The following is a 23,366-nucleotide window of genomic DNA, read 5'->3' on the forward strand; positions in this document are numbered from 1 at the left end:
AGCGTGAACCTGTCGTGACTTGATTGGCAATGATTCGTAGGGGTAGATAAAATAAAAGCTCCACAAGTGACTGTGGAGCTTTGTACTGACTTCTATGAAAGAGGTAGGCGAAGAAGCGGGGCTTACGTCGAGTGGGCTGGCTAAGAGCAGAGACAAGCTCTTCTGCCTTGCATAGAGTAAGGTTAAACTTAGAGGAATACTACCTCTTTTATAACCTGCTCGCCTACCTCGGCATTGATAAGGTCCAGTACCCGGGTCTTGGCCATCACCAGCTCGTGCTTAAGTGGGGCCGAGCTAAGACGCACGAATAGCTTACCCTGGCTGATATAGACCTCCTGAGTTTTGAGGGCAACTGCTTTGCCCATGATTCGCTCCCAACTTGAAACCACCAGGGTTTCGTTGAGCTTACCCTGAATACGGTAAGCCTTGAGCAAAGCGGTGATACCCTCTTTCAAGGTGAGGACATCAGCTTTACGGGAATTTTCGGGCGAGTTATATTTTTTCAAAATCACTGGATATACTACGCGCGAACTGCTGAGCTAGCCGAGAATCAGCAAGCTTAAGTACTACCGGCAAAGGTAGGGGAGAAGCCCGACTAAAGGGGCGTCACGTGGCCACTTTCCACCCGGAAACGACTGATCTGTTCCGAGAGGTTGGCCAGGGCCCGGTCGGTGCGCTCCAGGTGGGTATCAGTCAGGAAAACCTGGCCAAAGGTCTGGTCGGCCACGAGCTGCAGCAGGCGGGTGATGCGCTTCTCGTCGAGCCGGTCGAAGATGTCGTCGAGGAGAAGAATGGGCTTGTGCTGCTTGCGGGTGGCGGCTATTTCAAACTGCGCCAGCTTAAGCGCAATGGCGTACGATTTCTGCTGGCCCTGGGAGCCGTAGTTCTTCACCGATACCCCATCCATCAGAAACACGAAGTCATCCTTGTGCGGGCCCACGGTGGTGCGTTGTAAAGCCAGGTCCTTGCGCTCAAAAGTACGGAGCAGGTGCAGGAAGTCGGCGTCGGGTAGCTGACTCTTATAGTCTAGGGTGACTTCTTCTTGACTGTCGGCCAACTGCTGGTAATGGCGCTGGAAGATGGGGGTGAAATCGGCCAGGAACTGCTGGCGCAGCTGCACCAGCTGGGTGCCGACCGGAGCCAGCTGCTCATCCAATACCAAGAGGTAGTCCCGATCGTAGCCCTGGCGGTCGGCGGCTTGCTTAAGCAGGGCATTACGCTGGCGCAGGAGGTGATTGTACTGAATGAGTAGCTCCAGGTACTCGTGGTTGAGCTGGGATATCAGGCTGTCGAAGTAGCGACGGCGCTCTTCGCTGCCCTGCCGAATCAGGTCAGTATCATAAGGTGAAATAAGCACGACGGGGAAGCGGCCGATATGGTCGGAGATACGCTCGTAAGCCTGCTTGTTGTGGGTCACGGCTTTCTTCTGCCCGGCCCGCAGGCTGCACTGAATGGTTTCACGCACGTCATCGGGCGGGGTGCAAAACCGGCCTTTTACCACGAAGAATTCCTCGCCCTGTTTTATGCTCTGGGCATCCAAACTGGTAAAGGCGCTTTTGGTAAGCGCCAAGTAATGGATTGCATCGAGCAGGTTGGTCTTCCCACTGCCGTTATCTCCTATAAAACAGTTGATATGGGGCGAGAGCTGCAGCGTCGCCTCATCGTAGTTTTTGAAGAACAGCAGATGTAGAGTTTCAAGAATCATTCAGGTTCGGAATTGCAATCCTTTTACGTACTTTCGCATCCCAAACGCGAACAACCGAGAGTACGATGGCGGAGACGAAAGTAAAGGCTACCCCAAGCGCTTCCAATTCGGCGAAAAAATCGTCGAGCAAGAAGACTACCCCTAAAGCGGACAGTGCCACCGAAACGGTGAAGCAGCCTGATCCGGTATTGCCCCCGGCTAATGACCAGCAGCCGGAAGGAAATGCTCCCCGTGCCACGTCGCCCGCCGAGCCCCAATTCTCTAAGGAGACTTACCTGACCTGGTACGAGCAGATGCAGCTCATGCGCAAGTTTGAGGAGAAGGCTGGTCAGCTCTACGGTCAACAGAAGATTAAGGGTTTCTGCCACCTCTATATTGGGCAAGAAGCCTGCGTAGCTGGTGCCGTATCGGCCCTGGAAAAAGGGGACAAGTGGATTACCGCTTACCGCGACCATGCTCACCCCCTGGCCCTGGGCACCTCGCCCAACGCCATCATGGCTGAGCTGTATGCCAAGGCTACCGGCTGCTCAAAAGGCAAAGGTGGCTCGATGCACATGTTCGATAAGGAAGTGAACTTCGTCGGTGGCCACGGCATCGTGGGCGGGCAGGTACCGATGGGTGCTGGCCTGGCTTTCGCCGAGAAGTATAACAAGACCGGTAAGCTCTGCATTTGCTACATGGGCGACGGTGCTGTGCGCCAGGGTGCCCTGCACGAGGCCTTCAACATGGCCATGCTGTGGAAGCTGCCCGTCATCTTCGTCGTGGAGAACAACGGCTACGCCATGGGTACTTCGGTGCAGCGCACCTCGAACGTGACCGAGCTCTACCACATCGGCCGCGGCTACGACATGCCGTCGGAGCCCGTGAATGGTATGAATGTGGAAGACATTCACGAAGCCGTAGCCCGTGCCGCTGAGCGTGCTCGTGCCGGCGAAGGCCCCACCTTCCTGGAGTTCAAAACCTACCGCTACAAAGGTCACTCGATGAGCGACCCGGCAAAATATCGGACCAAAGAGGAACTCGAAGACTACCGTTCGCGTGATGCTATTGAGTCGGTTCGTCACACCATCCTGACCCACAACATGGCGACGGAAGAGCAGCTGACGGCCATCGACGAGAAGATCAAAGCGCAGGTGCTGGAGTCGGTGGAGTTTGCGGAGAACTCGCCATTCCCCACTGCCGACGAGCTGTACAAAGACGTCTACGTGCAGCAGGACTACCCTTACATCCGCGACTAATTCCGAAGCGGAGTTTTACCCGGCTGCCCGGCCGCCCTTTTTGAAAGCTCAGTAATGTCTAAGATTCCCTACACGCGCAATAGCCCGCAGAACCGTCCGCAGCAGACCCAGGTCCCAGCGGACCCCAATCAGCCCATCGAAGGTGATTTGGTAACCGAGCACCCCTTGCTCGAAGACCCGGATGCTTTGGCCGCCCGGCTGGCTAATTCGGAGGATTTTCTGCGCCGCAACAAGAACGTGCTGCTCGGCCTGCTGGCCGTAGTAGTGCTGGCCGTGGTGGGAGCTTTCGGTTACTACACCTGGCGTTCGTCGCAAGACAAGAAGGCGCAGGCCGCCATGTTCCAGGCGGTGAACTACTGGGAGGCCGACTCGCTAAACAAAGCTATGAAGGGCGACGGTCAGTACGACGGGCTGGAAGCAGTAGCCTCAGAATACGGCGGTACCAAAGCTGGCAATCTGGCCAACTTCTACGCCGGTGCTGCCGCCCTGAAACAGGGCAAGTTTCAGGCCGCCATCGACTATCTGGAAGACTTCAGCTCGGACGACCTGCTGGTGCAGGCCCGCGCTTACTCCCTGCTGGGTGATGCTAACCTGGAGCTCAACAAGTACAAGGAAGCCGCTGACCTCTATAACAAGGCGGCTAACTACAATGCCAATGAGTACTTCTCGCCTGGCTACCTGATGAAGGAAGCCACGGCCCGGGAACTGGCCAAGGACTACGACGGCGCCCTCAAGGCCTACGACAAAATCCTGACCGATTACCAGAATGCTCAGGAAGCTGGCGAAGCCAAACAGTTCAAGGCCCGCCTCGAAGGCCTGGCCGGCAAGTAAGCCCGACTGAATAATCCGAATAAGAAGCTGCGCTTTTCCGCAAGGAAGGCGCAGCTTTGTTTTATAAACACACCGACCACCGAAACGAAGACGGCTATGGCTACTTCCCTGAAAAACCTGAGCGACTACACTGCCAATAGCTTTGTCGATATTTCCGACAAGCGCTTTGGCTTGGTGGTAGCCGAATGGAACCGTGAAATCACCGACGTACTGGCCCAGGGAGCTTACGAGACCCTGCTCAAGCACGGCGCCAAGGATGAGAACATCTACCGCAACAGCGTGCCCGGCAGCTTCGAGCTAACCTTGGGGGCCCAGTTCCTGGCCCAGCACGAGGAAATTGATGCCGTCATTTGCCTGGGCGTAGTTATCAAAGGCGACACCAAGCATGATGACTATATTAATCACGCCGTGGCGCACGGACTGACCAACGTGGGGCTCAAGTTCAACAAGCCCGTTATTTTCGGTCTGGTGACGACTAACAACCTGGAGCAGGCCCTGGACCGGGCGGGTGGGAAGCACGGCAACAAGGGTGTGGAGGCCGCCGCTGCCGCCATCCACATGCTGGGCTTCTAAGGCCGAGGTAGGATAGCCTTCCGGGCAAAGAATACTCGTAGCTGGCTGATTATCGGACAAAAGCGTAGCTTTGCGGCCAAATAGCGCGGGAATACGCCAAAACCGGGACCCCACCGTTTATGGGGCGGCTCAGCAGCAACTTATTTGAGGGGCTTGCTGTTAAAAAGCCAAATATGCCGGGATTTTGCTAAGACCTTGCTTGGTAAGAACTTAATATTCAATTTATTAACCTCTCCCTGAACCCCCATGAGTGAAGAAAACCTACGCTATTCCAGGGAAGAACTGGCTGAGTTTGCGGAAATCATCCAAGAAAAACTCAACGCAGCCCGCAAGGAAGTAGCATTCATCAAAGAAACCCTGAGCCGCAAAAACGACTCAGGCACCGACAACACCGCTTCCTCAGCCAAAGTGCTGGAAGATGGCGCTGACACGGCCGAGAAAGAGAGCATGAACCAGTTGGCTTCCCGCCAGATGAAGTTCATCCAACAGCTCGAAAACGCGCTGGTACGCATCAAGAATGGTACGTATGGCGTGTGCATCGGCACCGGCAAGCTGATTCCCAAGGAACGGCTGCGCGCTGTACCCCACACCCAGCACTCCATCGAAGCCAAAATGGCGCGTCGCGACTAGCGGCCGCAACACACCTCCCATCTTTGCCCGGACTAGCGGCAGGCGGCCTTCATCATCCGCGCCGTTAGTCCGGGCACTGTTTTACCGGCTCCTGCGTTAGCTCGCCGGATTTTCCTCTGATTCATTTTTATCTTGTACCGTAGCGATACGGCACTTACTCCTTGCAACCATGGGCAAGAAACACAACGACGACAACTCCGCCCGGCGGGGGCGCCCCAGCGGCGACCGGCCTTCCGGCAATTTTGGCAACAGCGGCGGTCCGCGCAAATTCTCTTCCCGCCCCGGCGAAGGAGGATTTGGCGGTAACCGCTCCGGCAACGACGGGGCCGGCCGCGACTTTTCTTCGCGCCCTTCCTTTGGCCGCTCAGAAGGCCGCCCCAACTCCGGCGGGGGCAAGCGCTTCGGCGGTAGCGAGGGCGGGCCGCGCAAGTTTGGTAACTCGGGTGGCAGCCCCGGCGGCTTTGGTCGCAATGAAGGCTCCGGTAACCGGGGCGGCTTCGGCGGCCCGCGCCGCGACGGGGGCGACGACCGCCGCTCGTTCGGCCGCGATGGCGACCGGAATTCGTCCCGCCGGTTTGAAGGCCGGGAGGACCGCCGTGATGAGCGCCCGGTGCAGCCCTACAACCCCAAGGCCAACTGGCCCGGCCAGCCCTACCAGCAGGAGGGCAAGCCCGCCGTACCCCGCGGGGGCGCCGGCGAGCGGAACCGTAAGTTCAATAAAGTAAACCCCTACGCCCAGCCCAAGCCGAGCATGCCCGAGCCACCGGTGGATTTTCACCGCGAGGAGCGCGACGGCGACACGGGCCCGAACCGGGCCATCCGACCAGCCCGTCCCTTCGATTTCCGCGGGGTGCCCGAGGGTTTCAACCGCGAGGAAAAGCCCCGCGCCGACCGGCGGGACGATAACGCCCGGCCGGAGCGCCGGGAAGGTGGCTTTGGCCGCGAGGAGCGCCGCAGTACGCCCGACCGGCGGGAGAGTGGCTTCGGCAACCGCAGCTTCGGCGAGCGGCCCAGCTTTGGCAACAAACCCTACGGCGACAAAGGAGGTGCCCGGGGTGATAAGCCCCGCTCGTTTGGCGACAAACCCGCCTACGGGGACAAGCGCGAAGCCCGGCCTTTCGGGGAGCGGACGGAGCGCCCGGTACGGCCGGCCTACGAGAACCGCGCCGATAAGCCCAAGCGGGGCGAAGTAGCCGGCGAAGCGCCCGAGTACAAAAACCTGCGCCACTACGAGGAAGACAAGACCCGCGGCAACAAGCGCCGCCGCGACGAGGATGACTCGCACGCCGATACAACCCGTTTGAACCGCTACATTGCCAACGCGGGCATTTGCTCGCGCCGGGAAGCCGACGCCCTGATTGCCGCCGGCGAAATCCGGGTGAACGGGGAAGTGGTGACGGAAATGGGCTACCAGGTGCAGCCCACCGATACGGTGCAGTACGGTAAGACCAACCTCAAGCGCGAAAAGCACGTGTACGTGCTGCTCAACAAGCCCAAGGACTACCTGACCACTACCGACGACCCCGAAGGCCGCCGCACGGTAATGGAGCTGGTGGCTTCGGCTTCGAAGGAGCGCATTTTCCCGGTGGGCCGCCTCGACCGGAACACGACCGGCCTGCTGCTCTTCACCAACGATGGGGAAGTGGCGCAGAAACTCTCGCACCCCTCGCACAAGAACAAGAAGATTTACCAGGTGGAGCTCAACAAGCCCCTGACCGAGGAGCACCTCAAGCAGATTGCCGCCGGCCTGGACCTGGAAGATGGCAAAGCAGAAGTAGACGACGTGGCTGTGGTGGCCGGCAACCCGCACTTTGTGGGCATCGAGCTGCACCTGGGCCGCAACCGGATTGTGCGCCGCATCTTCGAGCACCTCGGGTACGAAGTCGTGACCCTGGACCGGGTGCAGTACGCTGGCCTGACCAAAAAGGACCTGCCCCGCGGCAAATGGCGCTTCCTGAGCGAGAAGGAAGTTATTCGTCTGAAGTATTTCCTCTAACCAAGCAACCTGCAGGCTGGCTGTTGACTCATACAGCCAGCCTGTTTGCTTTACGGCCGCGCCCGTCGTTGGCCGCCGAAGCTAGCTGGCCCGTTCCAGTAAGCCGAATTTCTTTCTCATCCCATCATGCGTACCCTGGCCCTCGATATTGGCAACACCGCCGTGAAATACGGCTGCTTTGCGGGCAACGAGCTGCTGGAAACGGGCGTGGTGGAGTCGGTGGGGGCGGTGAGTGGCCTGCTGCAGCGCTTGGCGCCCGAGCACGTTATTAGCAGCTCGGTAGCTGAGGATACGACCCGCTGGGCGGCGCAGTGGCAGCAGCAGATTTCGGGGCGGGTGCTGGAATTTCTGCCGGCCACCACGCTGTTACCGATTCGGAACGGGTATGCCACGCCCCACACCCTGGGCGCCGACCGGCTGGCCGCCGCCGTGGGCGCCGCCTGGTTTTGGCCCACGCGCAGCACGCTCATCATCGATGCCGGCACGGCCATCAAGTGCGACTGGGTGGAAGGCGGACATACGTTCCGGGGCGGCAGTATTGCGCCGGGGCTGCGGCTACGGTTTCAGGCCCTGCACACGTTTACCGGCCGTCTGCCGTTGGTAACCCCGCCGGCCGAGCTTACGGTTCCGCTGGCCCTGACCGGCGACGACACCGAGTCGGCCATCCGGAGCGGGGTGCTGAACGGGGCCGTAGCTGAAGTAAACGGGTTTATTGCTGCTTATCAGGACCAGAACCCTGATCTGCAGATTGTATTAGCCGGGGGCGACGCTGGCTTTTTTCAACCACGGCTGAAAGGCCGTATCTTTGTCATTCCGGAGCTCGTGCTCATTGGGCTTCACCGAATACTGGTGCATAATGTTGAAATCTAAATCGGCTGGCTTTGTAGGGCTGGTAGTACTGGGCCTGATGGCCGCCCCCAACGTCTATGGCCAAGGCCTGGGCAACTCTCCCTATTCGCGCTTAGGGCTGGGCGACTACAACCCCAACCTGGGTGGCGTACGGCAGCAGGGCATGGGCGGCGTGGGCTTGGCAGCTCCCAATAGCACCAACGTCAACGACATCAACCCGGCCATGCTGTACTACACGGGCCGCACAACCTACGAAGCGGGCTTCAACGGGCAGTACAAAACCCTGCGCAACGCTACAGCTTCCAACAAAACCGGCAGCGCCACCCTGGGCTACCTGGCTCTGAGCTTCCCCATCTCGAAAAGCTGGGCCGCCTCCCTGGGCCTGCGGCCCTACAGCTCGGTCGACTACGAGTCGAACACCGTGGGCACGGTAACCAACGACAACAGCGGCGCCCAGGCGCTGCAGCAGCAAAAAGGCGAGGGCGAAATTACCGAAGCCTATATGGCCCACGCTTTCCGCGTTGCCAAAGGGCTGACGGTAGGGGCCTCGGCTTCTTACATCTTCGGCACCATCGACGAGTCGGTGGGTACTACGGTGGTTACTTCCGATGCTACTTCCGCCACGGATATCACCAAATCGGTTATCCTCGACCACCTGCACTACTCCGACTTTACCTTCCGGGGTGCGGCCCACTACCGCGGCAAAGTCAATGACGGGCTGAACTACAACCTGGGTGGCGTGTACACGTTTCAGACCGACCTGAACGGCACGCGCACTACTTCCTTGCAGCGGGAAGATGCCGGTGGCGTACTAATTGAAGAGCTGCCCATCGAAACCGACAAGAAGGGCGCCGCCACCTTGCCCGCCCTGACGCAGTTTGGCATCAGCCTCGACAACAACAAAACCTGGAGTGCCAGCCTCGATGTGGCCCAGCAGCAGTGGTCGAAGTACAAAGGCTTTGGTGGTACGGCCTCGGGCACGGCCCTGAACAATACCGTCCGCGTTGGTATTGGCGGCGAGTTTACCCCGGACCCGACTTCGGTAGAAAACTACTTTAAGCGGGTCAGCTACCGGGCCGGCCTGAGCGTAAGCCAAATGCCCTACCGCCCCGGCGGCCAAACTCTTTACGACCGGGCCATCAGCTGGGGCTTTGCCTTCCCGATGCCCTCGGCCACGCCTCTGGATGCAACCATCCTGAGCTTGGCCTTCACTTACGGGCAGCGCGGCAACACCGACAACAGCACCCTGGTGGAAAACGGCCGCAGCCGCATAGTCAGCAACGTGAAAGAAGACTACATCCGGATGCAGCTGGGCGTGACGCTGAACAACCGCTGGTTTATCAAACGTCGGATTGAGTAAGCACCCCGGAGCTATGGCGGCACAACGTGTGAGTTGGGTGCTGGGCGCGGCCCTACTGGTAGTGAGTGCCACGGGCTGCAAGAAAAAGGAAGTCCAGGTAGCCAAGAAAATCGTGTACAACGGCCCCGCGGCCGAAACCACCAATGTGCTGACCTTGCTCAGCGACTCGGCCAAGCTACAGATCCGGCTAACGGCCCCGGTGGAGCAAACCTTCGAAACCGGGGACCAAATCTACCCCAAAGGGGTGAAGGTGAGCTTCTACGGCGACGGGGGGCGCACGGTCATTAACACCCTGGAAGGCAAGTACGCCAAATACGACAAGGCCAAAAACCTGTACGTGGTGCGCGGCGACGTGCGGGTGGCCAACCAGCAGAAGCAGCAGAAGATGAACACCGAGGAGCTGTTCTACGACCGGGTCAAGGCCATCATCTACACCGACCCCAAGATGGAGGTGCGCGTGCAGACTCCGGCCGAAATCCTAACCGGTGAAGGTTTGACCGCCAACCAGGACTTTTCACGCTATAGTATTCTGAAGCCTACTGGGGTCTTTGACGCTCCAATAGCCAAATAACCCTTCCCGAGTATGCGTATCGACCCGTCTATGTGGCGCACCGTGCTGTTTTCGCTGGGCGTGGTCACGTTCGTTATCGGCGTGTATCAGACCCTGGTGGAAAACAACCCTAAGGTCCCGGCCGAGAGCCTACAGCGCAACTACTGGCTGTTCATGCTTTCGTTGGGCTGCATCATGTACTACCGCTACCTCAAGCAGCGCGACAAGGAAGCCCGCTTCCTGGCCGACCCCAAAAACGCACCCAAGGTCCAGCCCAAAACCCCGGCCAAATCCGGCAAACCTCAGCCGCGCAAGAAGCCCCGAAAGTAGCTTTAACCCTGAAACTTGCCCGCCCGAAGTCCCCTTCGGGCGGGCTTGCTTTCGGTTAGCTTTGAATGTCCGGCGGATTCTGGTTATTTTGCGACTCTTTCTACTCTTTTACCGCGCTTTTTTTCAAGTAAATGGCATTAATTAACACGATCCGAGAAAAATCGAGCTGGGCTGTTGGCATCGTCGCCATCGGTTTGCTGCTCTTTATCGTCGGGGGAGACCTGATAGGCGGTAAAAACCGCCTGTTTAACCGCAATGAAAACACGGTAGGCGAAATAGCCGGCGAGAAAGTAGACTACGAAGCCTTTAACGCCGCCCTGGAGCAGGCCAAGCAGAACTACATCCAGCAGCAGGGCCGCCAGCCCGACGAGCAGGCCCTGGGCTACCTGCGCGACCAGGCCTGGAACCAGACCATTTACCGCATTGCCTTTACCAAGGAGTTCGAGAAGCTGGGCATCGCCGTATCGGACGATGAGCTGACGGACATGGTGCAGGGTAAAAATATTCACCCCAGCATCCGTCAGGCCTTCACCGACCAGCAGACCGGTCAGTTTGACCGCGCCAAGGTGATTGAATACCTCAAGAACCTCGACAAGCTGCCGCCCCAGTCGCAGCAGGCCTGGTACAACTTCGAAGCCAACTTGCCCGCTGAGCGCATGGGCAACAAGTACAACAACCTCATCAAGCTCTCGACCTACGTGACGAGCGCCGAGGCCAAGCTCTACAACGAGAACCAGAATACCCGCGCCAGCATCCGCTACCTGTTCGTGCCCTACTTCTCCATTTCGGATTCGGCCGTGAAAGTAAGCGACGACCAGCTGCAGGCCTACCTCGACAAGAACAAAGGCCGCTACAAAGTGGAAGCCGGCCGCAGCATCGAGTACGTAACCATCCCCGTGGTGGCCTCGGCCGAAGACAGCGCCACCGTGAAAAAGACCGTGGATGAGCTGGCCAGCCAGTTCCGCACCGCCCCGGTTGACTCGCTCTTCGTGAAGCTCAACTCCGACCAGCCCTACAATGGCGCCTTCGTGTCGCCGGCCGATATGCCCGAGAAACTGCGTCAGCAGCTGCCCCTCACCGTGGGTCAGGTGTATGGCCCCTACGCCGAAAACGGCGTGTACTCGCTCTTCAAAGTGACGGCCCAGAAGGCCGGTGCCCAGGCTGCCGCCCGCGCCAGCCACATCCTGATCAAGCCCGAAGGCACCACGCCCGAAGCCAAAGCTGCCGCTCTGACCAAAGCCAAGGAAGTATTGGCCAAAATCAAAGGGGGGGCTGACTTCGCCGCCATGGCCCGCCAGTACGGCACCGACGGTACCACCGCCACCGGCGGCGACCTGGGCTGGTTTACGCAGGGCCGCATGGTGCCCGAGTTCGAGAAGGCCGTCTTCGGCGCTACCTCGGCTGGCCTGCTGCCCAACCCGGTAGAAACCTCGTTCGGCTACCACATCATCAAGATTACCGCCCCCAAAACCACGCAGACCTACCAGATTGCGGCCGTTCAGAAGACCATTACGCCTTCCGACGCTACCCGCGAAGCGGCCTACGCCCGCGCCCAGGAGCTGAAAGGCAAAGCCAATGACCTGGCCTCGTTCCGGGCCGCCGTAGCCGCCGACAAGACCCTGCAGAAGCAGGAAGCCAAAGGCCTGGCTAGCGACGCCCGCAACGTAAACAACCTGCAGAACGCCCGCGAATTGGTCCGCTGGGCCTTCGGGGCCGGTAACGGCGGCAAGGACACCAAAATCGGCGACGTGTCAGAAGTCTATGAAATCGGCGACCAGTACGTCATCGGCGTCCTGACCGAGCAGCGCGCCAAAGGCACGGCCGACGTGGCCAGCCTGAAGCAGGAGCTGTCGGCAGCCGTGCGAAACGAGCTGAAGGCGAAGCAAATCATGGATAAGCTCAACGGCAAAAAAGGCTCCTTGGAGCAGATTGCCGCCGCTTACGGCCCCACCGCCCAGGTGAAAACGGCCGACAATGTGGTGCTGGGCACCGGCGTAGTGCAGGGCCTGGGCGGTGAGCCCCTGGCCGTGGGCAAAGCCTTCGGCCTGAAGCCCGGTCAGCAGTCGGCTCCCTTCCAGGGCGAGCAAGGCGTGCTGATTGTAGAAACCGTGAAAATCGACAAGCCCACCGCACCCGCCGACGTGCAGGCCGTTCGGCAGCAGCTGACGGCTCAGCGCACGGCCCGCGCCGACGGCGCCATCTACGAAGCCGTGAAGACCAATGCCAACATCAAGGATGAGCGCACCAAGTTCTTCTAAGCCGCGCAGGTCATAACTAGCAGAAGCATTGAAAAGGGCTGTATCTTCGGGTACGGCCCTTTTTGTTTGGGACGGGGTGCAGCCTGTTTGCCAGCAGCTTACTCTTTCCGCTGAGGAAAGAATCTTCGCAGGACCGGTTTTACGTTTACCTCTTGGTTTTCGGACCCGAATGAATGAAAGTAAGCTTCGCCCGGTTTACTGTCTCAGACTAGTACTTGATTAGAACTCTGCGCTATGCGTCTTTTTTCTTTGCGTCGCTTGATTCACGTTGGCTCGGCCGTGGTGCTGGGTTTGGGCCTCACGCTGCAGGCCGCCCAGGCCCAGGACGAGGGCGGCAGCGGTATTGCGCTGGCCCGGGAATATGCCCGCAAAGGCGAAAATGAAAAAGCGGCCTTCCTCTTCGGGCGCTTGCGCAGCGAAGAGCAGGCCGCCCCCAACGTGCTGCCCGACTACCTGACCGTGCTCCAGAACCTGAAGCGCTACAAGGATGCCGAAAAGCTGGTAAAAAAGGCTATCCGGCAGCGGCCCGAGGAACTCTCGTACGGCGTGGCCCTGGGCGCCCTCTACACCACCGCCGGCGACCCGGCCGCCGCCACGAAGCAATACGAGCGGCTGGTAAGCCAGCTTACGGCGGAGCAGGTGGTGCCCGTGGCTACCGAGTTTATGCGCCGCAGCCTGCCCGAATGGGCCGAAAAAACCTACCTCAAAGGCCGCACGCTGGCCAAAGACGACACCGAGTACGCTCCCCAGCTGATTCAGCTCTACACCCAGGCCGGCCAGACCGACAAGGTGATGACCGAGACCCTGCGCCTGGTGCAGGACGACGAGCAGCAGCTGCCCTTCGTGCGCAACATGCTCCAGAACAGTCTCCGCGAGGACAAGGACTTCGATGCCCTGGAGAAAGTGCTGTTTGCCAACGTGCAAAAATTCCCGGAGCGGGCCGTGTACAGTGAGCTGTTGCTCTGGCTGCAGATGCAGCGTCGCGACTTTACCGGGGCCCTGGTGCAGGCCAAGGCCCTCGACCGGCGCGGCCGCACCGAAGGTGCCCGGGTGATGGAGCTGGCCAGCATTGCCCAGCGCAACAAAGACTACGAAAGCGCCATTGCCGGCTACGACTACGTGATGCGCGAGTACCGCAGCGGCATGTACTACCGCCTGGCCCGGCAGCGGCTGGTGCAGGCCCGCGAAGAGCAGGTGCGCTCCACCTACCCCGTGGACCCGGCCAAGATCCGCGGCCTGATCAGTGAGTACCAGAACGTGCTGACGGAGCTGGGCAAAACGCCCGAAACGGCCCCGGTGCTGCGCAACATGGCGGCCCTCTATGCCTTCCAGCTCGACGAGAAAGACAAGGCCATGACCATGCTGCAGGAGGTAATCGACATGCCCCGGGCCAGCCTCGACGTAGTGGACGAGGCCAAGGTCAACCTGGCCGATATTTACCTGCTGCGCAGTGAGCCTTGGGAAGCTACGCTGCTGTATTCCCAGGTCGAGAAGTCGCACAAAGACTCGCCGGTGGGCTACGAGGCCAAGCTGCGCAACGCCCGCCTGAGCTACTACGCCGGTGATTTCAAGCTGGCCAAAAGCCATTTGGACATTCTCAAAGAAGCTACCAGCCGCGAAATTGCCAACGATGCCATGCAGCTCAGCCTGCTCATCACCGACAACACGGCCATGGACACCGCCGGCGTGGCCCTGCGCGACTATTCGGCCGTGGAGCTGCTCGTGTTCCAGAACAAGCTGGACGCGGCCCTGAAAGGCCTGGACAACCTGCTGCAGAAGTATCCCGGCCACGCCCTCACCGACGATGCCTGGTACCTGAAAGCCCAGCTTCAGCGCCGCATGGGTGACTATCCCGGCGCCCTCACCACGTTGGAAAAAATTACGGCCAACCCCAAATACGACGTGCTCAGCGACGACGCGCTGTTCCTGACGGCCAGCATTGCCGAGGAAAACCTGCAGGACCGCGAAAAAGCCAAAACGCTCTACAACCAGCTGCTGGTGAAGTACCCCGGCAGCATCTACACCGCCGAAGCCCGCAAACGCTTCCGCAAGCTGCGCGGCGACGCCGTGAATTAAGACGGCTGGCCTCGAAAAACGGTGGGCCGACTATGCATCCGGTTTTTACCGGAACCTGAAAAGCAGAAGCAAACCAACCGCGTTTTATGAAGCGTGTTTTTGCTTCTGCTTTTTGACTTTCTCTAGAAAACGGAAGCAAATGCTCGGTAAGAGCTCGGTGGGTCTTTCTACTTACCGAAAGAAGATGAACATGATGGCCAGGGCCAGCAGAAAAATCAGGTACATCAGCCCGTCGGTCAGGATGTATTGTTTGTACTGCTTATAAAAGGCAATCAGCTTCTTCATCGAAAACGGGCTCAGCGGCGGAAACGCAAAAATACGAATTCGCCATTGGCTCAAATTGGAGGCAACAGGGGAGGACCGCGGTTTTCTTCTTACTTTTGAAGATAACGCCCGTGAGGGCCCGCCGCTGAATCATGGAAAAACGATGGATCCGCAAGCCTGCGCCTGAGCCTACCAAGGTCAAGCACCTGGCCGACGCCCTGCGCGTGAATGAGGCCATCATCGCGCTGCTCTGCCAGCGCGGGGTGTGCTCGTACGACGAAGCCTACGAATATTTCCGGCCCAGCCTCGACCACCTGCCCGACCCGCTGCTCATGCGCGACATGGACCGGGCCGTCGACCGCCTGCTGACGGCTTTGCACGAGGGCCAGAAGGTGCTGGTGTTCGGTGATTACGACGTGGATGGCACCACGTCGGTAGCGGTAGTGTATTCCCACCTGCGCACCCTCTTCGGCCCCGAGCGGGTCGATTATTACATTCCGGACCGCTACAAGGAAGGCTACGGCATTTCCGACGCCGGCATTGATTACGCCGTCGACCATAGCTTCAGTCTCATCATTGCCCTCGACTGCGGCGTGAAGGCCGTGGACCGCATTGACTACGCCAACGAGCGGGGCATCGACTTCATCATCTGTGACCACCACTTGCCCGGCACCGAGCTGCCCAAGGCCGTGGCCGTGCTCGACCCCAAGCGCGCCGACTGCGAATACCCGTTCAAGGAGCTTTCCGGTTGCGGCGTGGGCTTCAAGCTGATGCAGGCCCTGACCCAGCACCTGGGCCAGGACCAGACCCCGCTCTACGAGCTGCTCGACATGCTGGCCATCAGCATTGCCGCCGATATCGTGCCCATCACGGGTGAAAACCGCATTCTGGCCTACCACGGTCTGCGCCTGCTCAACGACCGGTACCGGCCCCAGCGCCCCGGCGTGGCAGCCCTGCGCGAGCTGGCCGGTCTGCGCGACGGGGAATTGACCATCAGCAGCCTCGTGTTCGGCTTTGCGCCCCGCATCAACGCAGCCGGCCGCATGGGCGACGCCAAACGCTCGGTGGCCATGCTGCTGGCCGAAACCAAGGAGGAAGCCGTGGAGAAAACCGGCGTGGTGGATAAAACCAACATTGAGCGCCGCGGCTTCGACACGAGCATCACCAAGGAGGCGCTGAGCATGATTGAGGACGACTTGTCGTTGCGCAACGCCCACTCCACGGTGCTCTACAAGGAAGACTGGCACAAGGGCGTTATCGGTATCGTGGCCTCGCGCTGCCTCGACAAGTATTACCGGCCCACCATCATCCTGACCCAGAGCAACGGCAAAGCCACCGGCTCGGCCCGCTCCGTAGTGGGTTTCGACGTGCACCAGGCTATCAGTGAGTGCGCCGACCTGCTGGACCAGTACGGCGGCCACATGTACGCCGCCGGCCTCACGCTGCCCGTCGAAAACGTGCCCAAGTTCCGGGAGCGGTTCGAGCAAATCGTGGCCGGCCGCATTTTGCCCGAGCAGATGATTCCGCCGGTGGAAATTGACAGTGTGCTGAAGCTGGAAGACATTACCGACAGCTTCTACAAGCTACTGCACCAGATGGAGCCTTTCGGCCCAGGTAACCCTAACCCGGTGTTTGAGTCGGAGTACGTGTACGCCACTCCCGACTCGGCCCGTATCGTGGGCAACTCCCACCTGAAGCTGACCCTGACCCAGGACGGCCGCCACACCGTGGACGCCATTGGCTTCGGGCTGGGCGAGTACCACGAGCGGATTACCCAGGGCAGCCCATTCAACGTGTGCTACACGGTGGAAATCAACGAGTACCGCGGGCAACGCACCTTGCAGCTGCGGGTCAAGGATATTCGCTGGGTGGAGTAACGGCTTCTGGGCGAATATCCCTGATTAGCCCGCTAACCTAGCTCTGCGGCCGGGGCGCCACGAAATATTCGGTGGTGGTGCGGTTGTTCTTAGGCATACCCCTACGGGTAATCTTCAGCAGGTAGTCGCCGCGCAGAAAGAGGACTTCCTTCATCGGGTTGCGGCGGGAGCCGTAGCCCGTGATGGTCGTGTATTTGCCCGCCTCGGTCTTGACGACCTTTACTTGGTCCCGGGGGTCAATTTCATAGTAGTCGGCCGCGTTCAGACGCACGAGCTGCCCGTCCTGGTAGTATTCCGACAATGCTAGGTTGCCCTGGGGCGTGTAGTAGTACACCTTCTCGACCACCGTGCCCACGCGCTTAAACTTAACGACGTGCTTCTTGGCAAGCTTGCGCGGCAGCTTGTCGACGTTTACGGTGGCCGACGGGGACGAGGTAACGTAGCTTTTCGTGCAGCGCCGGGTGCCCCGCACGGCAATAAACGAGGTTTTGAAGTACTGAATTCGCGCGTCGGTCTGGGTGCGGATGGCGGTGGCGTGCTGCAACAGCGAGTCGCGCTCCGCGGCGAAGCGCACCGGGTCGGCCGCCTGGACCTGAGCCTGGGCCGAAAAAGCGGTAAACAGTGCCGCGCCGGCACTAAGCAGGGTAAAACGAGTAAGCATAGATTGGGGTAGTAAAAGAAAATAGGTAGCGCGAATGTAGCGCTTCGCTCGGCTGATCAACTATTATTTTTCGGCTTTGGCATGCTGCCACACCCACCAGATCAGCACGGCCTGCAGGGGCAGCCGGGCCCAGGCCAGCCAGGGCGCCACGCCTAGCCCGGCCCCGCTGGTTTGGGCCATGTACACGTTGGCCGGAAATACGGCAATAAGCAGCAGAATCAGGCCCCAGGCGGCCCCGCGGCGCGTGGCCCGGGGCAGCAGCAGGATTCCGAGCAGGACTTCGGCTATGCCGCTGACGAGTACCAAGCCACTGGGCCAGGGCAAGTAGGGCGGCATGATGCGCACGTAAGGCTCGGGCTTAAGAAAATGCAGCACGCCGGCCCCGATGAACAAGACGGCCAGAATATACCGGCTAAGGGTGCGGATACGGGGCATACGGCTAAGGCAAGCAGAGGAGACGGAAGAACTGCGGCCGGCAACTTACGGCGGGCCTGGGCAATTTGGGCTACGGCGGCGCACTGTTTACCTTAGGCGGCCGTTATAGGCTGACTTTCTCCCTGACTTTCCCGCATGAAACTGTTTCCCCTCGCCCTCGGGCTGACTTTGGCCGTTCCCGCCCTGGCTCAGCAGCCCGCCGGCTACCAGATTGCCCTCGACCTCGAACACGCCACCAACGACCAGGTGCGGGTGGTAATTCAGACGCCGCCGGTGAAGGAGGCCCAGGCCACCTACGTCATGCCCTCGGTGGTGCCCGGCTCGTACTCCAAGAAAGACTACGGCCGCTTCGTGCAGAACTTCAGCGCTTTCGACCGGAAAGGCAAGCCGCTCAAGGTGCGCAAGGACGGCAATAACCTGTTCGTAATCGACAAAGCTCCAACCCTGGCCCGCATTGAGTACTCGGTGAACGATACCTGGGACGCCAAGCAAGACGACAACTTCATTTTTCAGCCGGGTGGTACCAATTTCGAGGCCGGCCAGAATTTCGTGCTCAACCACTACGGCCTCTACGGCTACCTGGAAGGCTACAAGATGCAGCCCTACGAGGTAACGGTGGCCAAGCCCGCTACGCTCTACGGCGCTACCTCTTTGCCGGCCCGCCGCACTACGCCCACCCAGGACGTCTTCACGGCTGCCAGCTACGTGGAGCTGGCCGATTCGCCCATTCTCTACAGCCGCCCCGATACGGCCAGCTTCAGCACCGGCGGCGCCCGGATTGCGGTGTCGGTGGTGTCGGAAACCGGGACGGTAAAGGCCGAGCAAGTGCGTGAGATTATGCGGCCCATGGCCGAGGCCCTGACCAAGTTCTTTGGCCAGATGCCCGTGCCGAAATACCACTTCCTGATGTATTTCCCGAGTTTCTCCTCGCCGCTGGCCAGCAAAAGCGGGGGCTACGGCGCCATGGAGCACTCGTACTCGTCGGTATATTTTCTGCCCGAAGTGCCCAGCGAAGACCGGCTGCGCAGCATGGTGCAGGAAGTGGCCTCCCACGAGTTTCTGCACATGCTGGCCCCGCTGAACATTCACAGCCGGGAAATCGGGGAGTTCGACTTTCGCAACCCCAAAATGTCCCAGCACTTGTGGCTCTACGAGGGCGTTACGGAGTACATTGCCCAGTTGGTGCAGGTGCGCGGCGGCCTGAATACGCCCGCCGAGTTTCGGCAGCACATGAAGGAGAAGATTGATAAGGCCGCCAAGCACCCCGAGGTGTCGTTCACCGACATGAGCCGCAAGATTCTGGAGGCGCCCTACAAGGACATGTATGACAACGTCTACGACAAGGGCGCCCTCATCGGCCTGCTGCTCGACATCCGCATTCAGGAACTGAGCCAGGGCCGCCAGAGCCTGCGTGACGTGCTGCTGGCTTTGCGCCAAAAATACGGCCCCACCCGCTCCTTCGAAGACGCCCAGCTGATTCCCGAGTTCGTAGCCCTGACCAACCCGGCCCTGCAGCAGTTCTTCGACCAGTACGTCATTGGCAGCCGGCCCTTGCCCTACGCCGAGTATTTCGACAAAATCGGGTGGCGCTACCAGGCCACGGCCAACTCCACGGTAAAGGCCTTCGGGCGGCTGGGCTTTAGCTACGACACCGAGAAAAAGCAGTTTATAGCCGCCGCCACCAAGCCCGAGCAGAACGCCTTCGGCCTGAAGGAAGGCGACGTAGTGCTGGCCGTGAACGGTACCACCCTGGACATGAGCAATGCCGAGAAGCTGCTGCGCCCCCTGGTGGAGCCCACTACTGCTGACGTGGTCAAGGTTCGGTTCCTCAGCGGGGCTTCCGGCGCCCCCCAGGAGCGGGAGGCCGCGCCCCGGGAGTTTGAGGTGCAAATCAAAAATGACCTGCAGGAAGTAGCCACGCCCACCCCGGCCCAGCTGCAGCTGCGCAACCAGGTCCTCAAGCCCCTGGGCTAGCCGCGGCCGGCTTCTGAGTTCTAACGCCTACCTTTGCCCGAATGATTCTGCGCGCCGAAAACCTGGTTAAAACCTATAAGTCCCGTACCGTTGTCAACAACATGTCGTTGTCGGTGGAGCAGGGCGAAATCGTGGGCCTGCTCGGGCCCAACGGAGCGGGCAAAACCACCTGCTTTTACATGACGGTGGGCATGGTAAAGCCTAACAGCGGCAAGATTTTCCTCGACGACGAGGAAATTACCAAGCTGCCCATTTACCAGCGGGCCTTGCGCGGGGTGGGTTACCTGGCCCAGGAAGCCTCCGTCTTCCGCGACCTGACGGTAGAGGAAAACATCCTGGCCGTGCTGGAAATGACGAAGATGCCCAAGCAGGCTCAGCGCGACAAAGTAGAAGAGCTGCTCCACGAGTTCAGCCTGACCCACGTGCGCAAAAACATGGGCCGGGTGCTCAGCGGCGGCGAGCGGCGGCGCACCGAAATTGCCCGGGCTCTGGCCGTCGACCCCAAGTTCGTGCTGCTCGACGAGCCCTTCGCCGGCGTCGACCCCATTGCCACCGAGGAAATTCAGGGCATCGTGGCCAAGCTCAAGGACAAGAATATCGGCATCCTCATCACCGACCACGACGTCAACTCCACCCTGAGCATTGTGGACCGGGCTTACCTGCTCTTCGAAGGCAAGCTGCTCAAGGCGGGCACGGCCGAGGAACTGGCCGCCGACGAAACCGTGCGCCGCGTGTATCTGGGCAAAAACTTCGAGCTCAAGCGCAATATCTAAGCTTCCAGGCCGGACTGACCGGCGGGTAGGGTGGGAAGGCAGCTTTGCCGGGCCAGTTTGCGTATAGGACCCACCCATTCCCGTGAGCTTCGGTAAAAAGGCGTTTATTTCGCCTCTTAACCGGCTCCCCACCCGGCAACCGACCCCGAATGATTGATTCTATACTGACGTGGACCGTACAGCGGCGCCTGGCCAGCATCGAGCATTTTAGCCAAAATCCGCACGAGGTGCAGGCCCAGGTGCTGCAGGATCTGTTGCTCCGGGCCCGCTCCACGGAATGGGGGCAGCGTTACGGCTTCGCTGATGCTCCTTCGGCCTGGGAGTTTGCCCAGCGCGTGCCCGTCAGTAGCTACGAAGAACTGTACCCGGCCCTCGAGCGGGTGCTGCGTGGGGAGCCCGATGTGCTCTGGCCCGGCCCGGTGCAGTGGTTTGCCAAGTCCAGCGGAACCACCAACGCCCGCAGCAAGTACATTCCCGTCACCCGCGAATCGTTGCAGGAGTGCCACTACCGCGCCGGTCGCGACATGACGGCCCTGGCCACGGCCCTCTATCCCGAAAACCGCATTCTGGCCGGCAAAACCCTGTCCTTGGGCGGCACCCACGCCCCCAATCCATTCCGGCCCGAGGAAGAAGGCTCCCGCGTGGGCGACGTGTCGGCCGTGATTATGCAGAACCTGCCAGCCTGGGCCGAGTTCTTGCGCACTCCGCCGCTGGAGCTGGCCCTGCTCGACGAGTGGGAAGAGAAAATAGACCGTATTGCCCGCCATGTGCTCAGCGTCAACGTGTCGGCCCTGGCGGGCGTGCCCACCTGGATAATCGTGCTGCTGCGCCGCGTCACGGAGCTGGCCGGCGCCGACAACATCACCGAGGTCTGGCCCAACCTGAGCTTGTTTTTGCACGGAGCAGTGGCCTTTGGGCCCTACCGGGAGCTGTTTCGCCAGCTCATTCCCGGCCCGCAGATGCGCTACCTGGAAATCTACAACGCCTCCGAGGGCTACATTGCCCTGCAGGACCAGCCCAACTCCGAAGACCTGCTGCTGCTGCTCAACCACGGCATCTACTACGAGTTTATTCCCCTGGATGAGCTGGACGCCGAGCACCCGCAAACCCTCACCCTGGAGCAGGTAGAGCTGGGCAAAGCCTACGCCCTGGTGCTGTCGACCAACGCCGGGTTGTGGCGCTACAAAATCGGGGATACGGTGCGCTTTACCAGCCTGGCGCCCTACCGGATCCGCATCACGGGCCGCACCAAGCACTTTCTGAATGCCTTCGGCGAGGAGGTCGTCATTGAGAATGCCGATGCTGCCATTGCCGCCGCCTGCCAGGCCACCAATACCACCGTGCGCGACTATACCGCCGCGCCCATCTACTTCGACGCGTCTGCGGCCTCGCGCGGCGGCCACCAGTGGCTCATCGAGTTCAGCCAGCCTCCCCAGGACCCGGCCCGGTTCACGGCCGTCCTCGACGAGACACTGCGCAAGCTCAACTCCGACTACGACGCCAAGCGTCACCGCGACCTGGCCCTGAGCCCCCCGCTGCTGACTATTGCTTCGACGGGCACGTTTACGCGGTGGCTGGCCCGCAAAGGCAAGCTGGGTGGTCAGCATAAAGTACCAAGACTAAGCAACTCGCGCGAAATTCTAGAGGCTGTCCTGCAGGAAGTTTAACGGTCAGCCTGGCCGGAACGAGGTACCCGTTATAGTTCTATTATATTTTCTCTGCTTAAATTTCAAAAAGCTTGTTAAAGCACAAAAAGCAGATTTACCTACAAAGGCATAGTGCGGATATAATTGCCCGATTGAAAGCTATTTATGAGGGAAACGGCCTTCAAAGACGAAGGATCAGGTTTCTGCAGATATTTTTAAGTTAATTATTACGCAGTTAATATATTTAATGATATATTGTCGGATTATTAACGTTCACGCTCACACTCGTGCCCGCTATATCAACCCCTTCTTCCCGTCCCTACGTTTCCCGGCGTAAGCGTAGCCGCTCCTCCGAGCCATCTAAGCTAAGTACCAAAGCCACCATGGGCATGCTCAGCCTGCTCGTTTTCGCGCTACTCGCTAGCTTAGCCGTTATTGCCTCCTCGTTAAGCAGTGATGAGCCTGGTTCGGCGAGGCCCACTGAAAGCCTTGTGGCCACCGATTCACCCGTGAACCAGTAGCCACAACACTACTTTCGGTTTCGCTTATTCGTCCAGCACACCGCCCACCAATCGACCTAAAACGCTACCACTCTCCTTTGAGGCATTGCCGCCCATCGGCGACAGAGCCTGGATGAGCTTCTTCACCGGCATCGACTGCAGCCACACCCGGCCCGTGCCCTGCAACGTAGCCAGCAACAGGCCCTCGCCGCCAAAAATCATTGATTTCAGGCCGCCGGCGCGAGCAATGCTAAAGTTGATGCTGGGTTCAAAGGCTACCACGCAGCCCGTATCCACGCGCAGCAGCTCGTTGTTGAGCTGCTTCTCGATGATGGTACCGCCCGCGTGGATAAACGCTTTGCCGTCGCCGGTGAGTTTTTCCAGGATGAAGCCTTCCCCGCCGAAAAAGCCCGCCCCAAGGCGTTGGTTGAAGTGAATCCCGATTTTGGTGCCCCGGGCCGCGGCCAGGAAGCCGTCTTTCTGCACGATCAGCCCGTTGGGCATCGTACCCAAATCTACCGGGATAATGGTGCCGGGGTAGGGGGCCGAAAAAGCCACCCGGCTTTTGCCGTAGCCGCCGCGGTGGGTGAAGTGGGTCATAAACAGCGACTCGCCGGTAATCAGGCGGGTGCCGGCCGAGAATAGCTTGCCCAAAATGCCCTGGTCGGGCTCCGACCCGTCGCCCATCTTGGTTTCGAAGGCAATACTTTCTTCCATGTAGACCATGGCGCCGGCTTCGGCAATGACGGTTTCGTTGGGGTCCAGCTCTACTTCCAGCACTTGAATGTCGGAGCCGAGAATGCGGTAATCTACGTCGTGGGACTGCATAGGGAGGAGGGT

20 protein-coding genes are annotated in these 23,366 nt (G+C 59.9%); 15 read left to right on the forward strand and 5 right to left on the reverse strand.

All coding sequences use genetic code 11. The features are described from left to right. Positions 1–188: 188 nt before the first annotated feature. Both CLV45_RS20185 and recF read right to left on the reverse strand, forming a co-directional pair. Complete coding sequence (locus tag CLV45_RS20185; protein WP_245882932.1) at positions 189–506, reverse strand: DUF721 domain-containing protein; 318 nt, start codon at positions 504–506, stop codon at positions 189–191. An 89-nt stretch (positions 507–595) separates the two neighbouring features. Further along, positions 596–1,705: a DNA replication/repair protein RecF gene (gene recF, locus CLV45_RS20190; protein ID WP_100338304.1), complete on the reverse strand. Its 1,110-nt coding sequence runs from the start codon at positions 1,703–1,705 to the stop codon at positions 596–598. 65 nt (positions 1,706–1,770) lie between these two features. On the opposite strand from recF, the gene pdhA reads away from it, so the two are divergent. The 12 genes from pdhA to recJ all read left to right on the forward strand — a co-directional run bounded on the left by pdhA (position 1,771) and on the right by recJ (position 16,537). Then, positions 1,771–2,943 (forward strand): pyruvate dehydrogenase (acetyl-transferring) E1 component subunit alpha, encoded by a 1,173-nt coding sequence (pdhA, locus tag CLV45_RS20195; protein WP_100338305.1) that lies wholly within the window; start codon positions 1,771–1,773, stop codon positions 2,941–2,943. 54 nt (positions 2,944–2,997) lie between these two features. Then, entirely contained in the window at positions 2,998–3,774 is a 777-nt protein-coding gene (locus tag CLV45_RS20200; protein ID WP_245882933.1) for a tetratricopeptide repeat protein, read from the forward strand. A 96-nt stretch (positions 3,775–3,870) separates the two neighbouring features. Continuing rightward, a complete protein-coding gene (gene ribH / locus CLV45_RS20205) occupies positions 3,871–4,347 on the forward strand; it encodes a 6,7-dimethyl-8-ribityllumazine synthase (RefSeq protein ID WP_100338306.1) in 477 nt (158 codons plus the stop codon). Between the two features lie 246 nt (positions 4,348–4,593). Next, entirely contained in the window at positions 4,594–4,977 is a 384-nt protein-coding gene (locus tag CLV45_RS20210; RefSeq protein ID WP_100338307.1) for a TraR/DksA family transcriptional regulator, read from the forward strand. Positions 4,978–5,146: 169 nt separating this feature from the next. Continuing rightward, positions 5,147–6,973 carry a pseudouridine synthase gene (locus CLV45_RS20215; RefSeq protein ID WP_211289980.1) on the forward strand — a complete coding sequence of 609 codons (1,827 nt, stop codon included), beginning with the start codon at positions 5,147–5,149 and terminating at the stop codon, positions 6,971–6,973. Between the two features lie 126 nt (positions 6,974–7,099). Beyond that, positions 7,100–7,843, forward strand: a complete 744-nt coding sequence (locus CLV45_RS20220; RefSeq protein ID WP_100338308.1) for a type III pantothenate kinase — start codon at positions 7,100–7,102, stop codon at positions 7,841–7,843. Continuing rightward, positions 7,830–9,182: an OmpP1/FadL family transporter gene (locus CLV45_RS20225; RefSeq protein ID WP_157807680.1), complete on the forward strand. Its 1,353-nt coding sequence runs from the start codon at positions 7,830–7,832 to the stop codon at positions 9,180–9,182. The genes CLV45_RS20220 and CLV45_RS20225 overlap by 14 nt, the downstream gene beginning before the upstream one ends. A gap of 13 nt (positions 9,183–9,195) precedes the next feature. Beyond that, on the forward strand, positions 9,196–9,753 hold the full coding sequence (gene lptC / locus CLV45_RS20230; protein ID WP_100338310.1) for an LPS export ABC transporter periplasmic protein LptC: 558 nt from the start codon (positions 9,196–9,198) through the stop codon (positions 9,751–9,753). Positions 9,754–9,765: 12 nt separating this feature from the next. Beyond that, positions 9,766–10,062, forward strand: a complete 297-nt coding sequence (locus tag CLV45_RS20235) for a hypothetical protein (RefSeq protein ID WP_157807681.1) — start codon at positions 9,766–9,768, stop codon at positions 10,060–10,062. A 131-nt stretch (positions 10,063–10,193) separates the two neighbouring features. Further along, positions 10,194–12,320 (forward strand): peptidylprolyl isomerase, encoded by a 2,127-nt coding sequence (locus CLV45_RS20240; RefSeq protein WP_100338312.1) that lies wholly within the window; start codon positions 10,194–10,196, stop codon positions 12,318–12,320. A gap of 258 nt (positions 12,321–12,578) precedes the next feature. Continuing rightward, the gene (locus tag CLV45_RS20245; protein WP_245882934.1) at positions 12,579–14,396 is read left to right on the forward strand and encodes a tetratricopeptide repeat protein; all 1,818 of its coding nucleotides are present in this window, start codon (positions 12,579–12,581) and stop codon (positions 14,394–14,396) included. A 416-nt stretch (positions 14,397–14,812) separates the two neighbouring features. Then, positions 14,813–16,537 carry a single-stranded-DNA-specific exonuclease RecJ gene (gene recJ, locus CLV45_RS20250; RefSeq protein WP_211289981.1) on the forward strand — a complete coding sequence of 575 codons (1,725 nt, stop codon included), beginning with the start codon at positions 14,813–14,815 and terminating at the stop codon, positions 16,535–16,537. 37 nt (positions 16,538–16,574) lie between these two features. Here recJ and CLV45_RS20255 read toward each other — a convergent pair whose 3' ends face one another. Together CLV45_RS20255 and CLV45_RS20260 are read right to left on the reverse strand one after the other, a co-directional pair. Further along, positions 16,575–17,198 carry a hypothetical protein gene (locus tag CLV45_RS20255; RefSeq protein ID WP_100338315.1) on the reverse strand — a complete coding sequence of 208 codons (624 nt, stop codon included), beginning with the start codon at positions 17,196–17,198 and terminating at the stop codon, positions 16,575–16,577. A 63-nt stretch (positions 17,199–17,261) separates the two neighbouring features. Next, the gene (locus CLV45_RS20260; protein ID WP_100338316.1) at positions 17,262–17,633 is read right to left on the reverse strand and encodes a DoxX family protein; all 372 of its coding nucleotides are present in this window, start codon (positions 17,631–17,633) and stop codon (positions 17,262–17,264) included. A 135-nt stretch (positions 17,634–17,768) separates the two neighbouring features. Between CLV45_RS20260 and CLV45_RS20265 the strand changes: the two genes are divergently transcribed. From CLV45_RS20265 to CLV45_RS20275, 3 genes are all read left to right on the forward strand, one after another. Next, complete coding sequence (locus CLV45_RS20265) at positions 17,769–19,607, forward strand: M61 family metallopeptidase (protein ID WP_100338317.1); 1,839 nt, start codon at positions 17,769–17,771, stop codon at positions 19,605–19,607. 41 nt (positions 19,608–19,648) lie between these two features. Continuing rightward, the gene (lptB, locus tag CLV45_RS20270) at positions 19,649–20,380 is read left to right on the forward strand and encodes an LPS export ABC transporter ATP-binding protein (protein WP_100338318.1); all 732 of its coding nucleotides are present in this window, start codon (positions 19,649–19,651) and stop codon (positions 20,378–20,380) included. A gap of 149 nt (positions 20,381–20,529) precedes the next feature. Beyond that, positions 20,530–22,047 carry a GH3 auxin-responsive promoter family protein gene (locus tag CLV45_RS20275; RefSeq protein WP_100338319.1) on the forward strand — a complete coding sequence of 506 codons (1,518 nt, stop codon included), beginning with the start codon at positions 20,530–20,532 and terminating at the stop codon, positions 22,045–22,047. Between the two features lie 524 nt (positions 22,048–22,571). Here the strand turns inward: CLV45_RS20275 and CLV45_RS20280 are convergent. Beyond that, positions 22,572–23,354 carry a TIGR00266 family protein gene (locus tag CLV45_RS20280; protein ID WP_100338320.1) on the reverse strand — a complete coding sequence of 261 codons (783 nt, stop codon included), beginning with the start codon at positions 23,352–23,354 and terminating at the stop codon, positions 22,572–22,574. Positions 23,355–23,366: the final 12 nt, after the last annotated feature.

Source organism: Hymenobacter chitinivorans DSM 11115, assembly GCF_002797555.1.
In the GTDB taxonomy this organism is placed as follows: domain Bacteria; phylum Bacteroidota; class Bacteroidia; order Cytophagales; family Hymenobacteraceae; genus Hymenobacter; species Hymenobacter chitinivorans.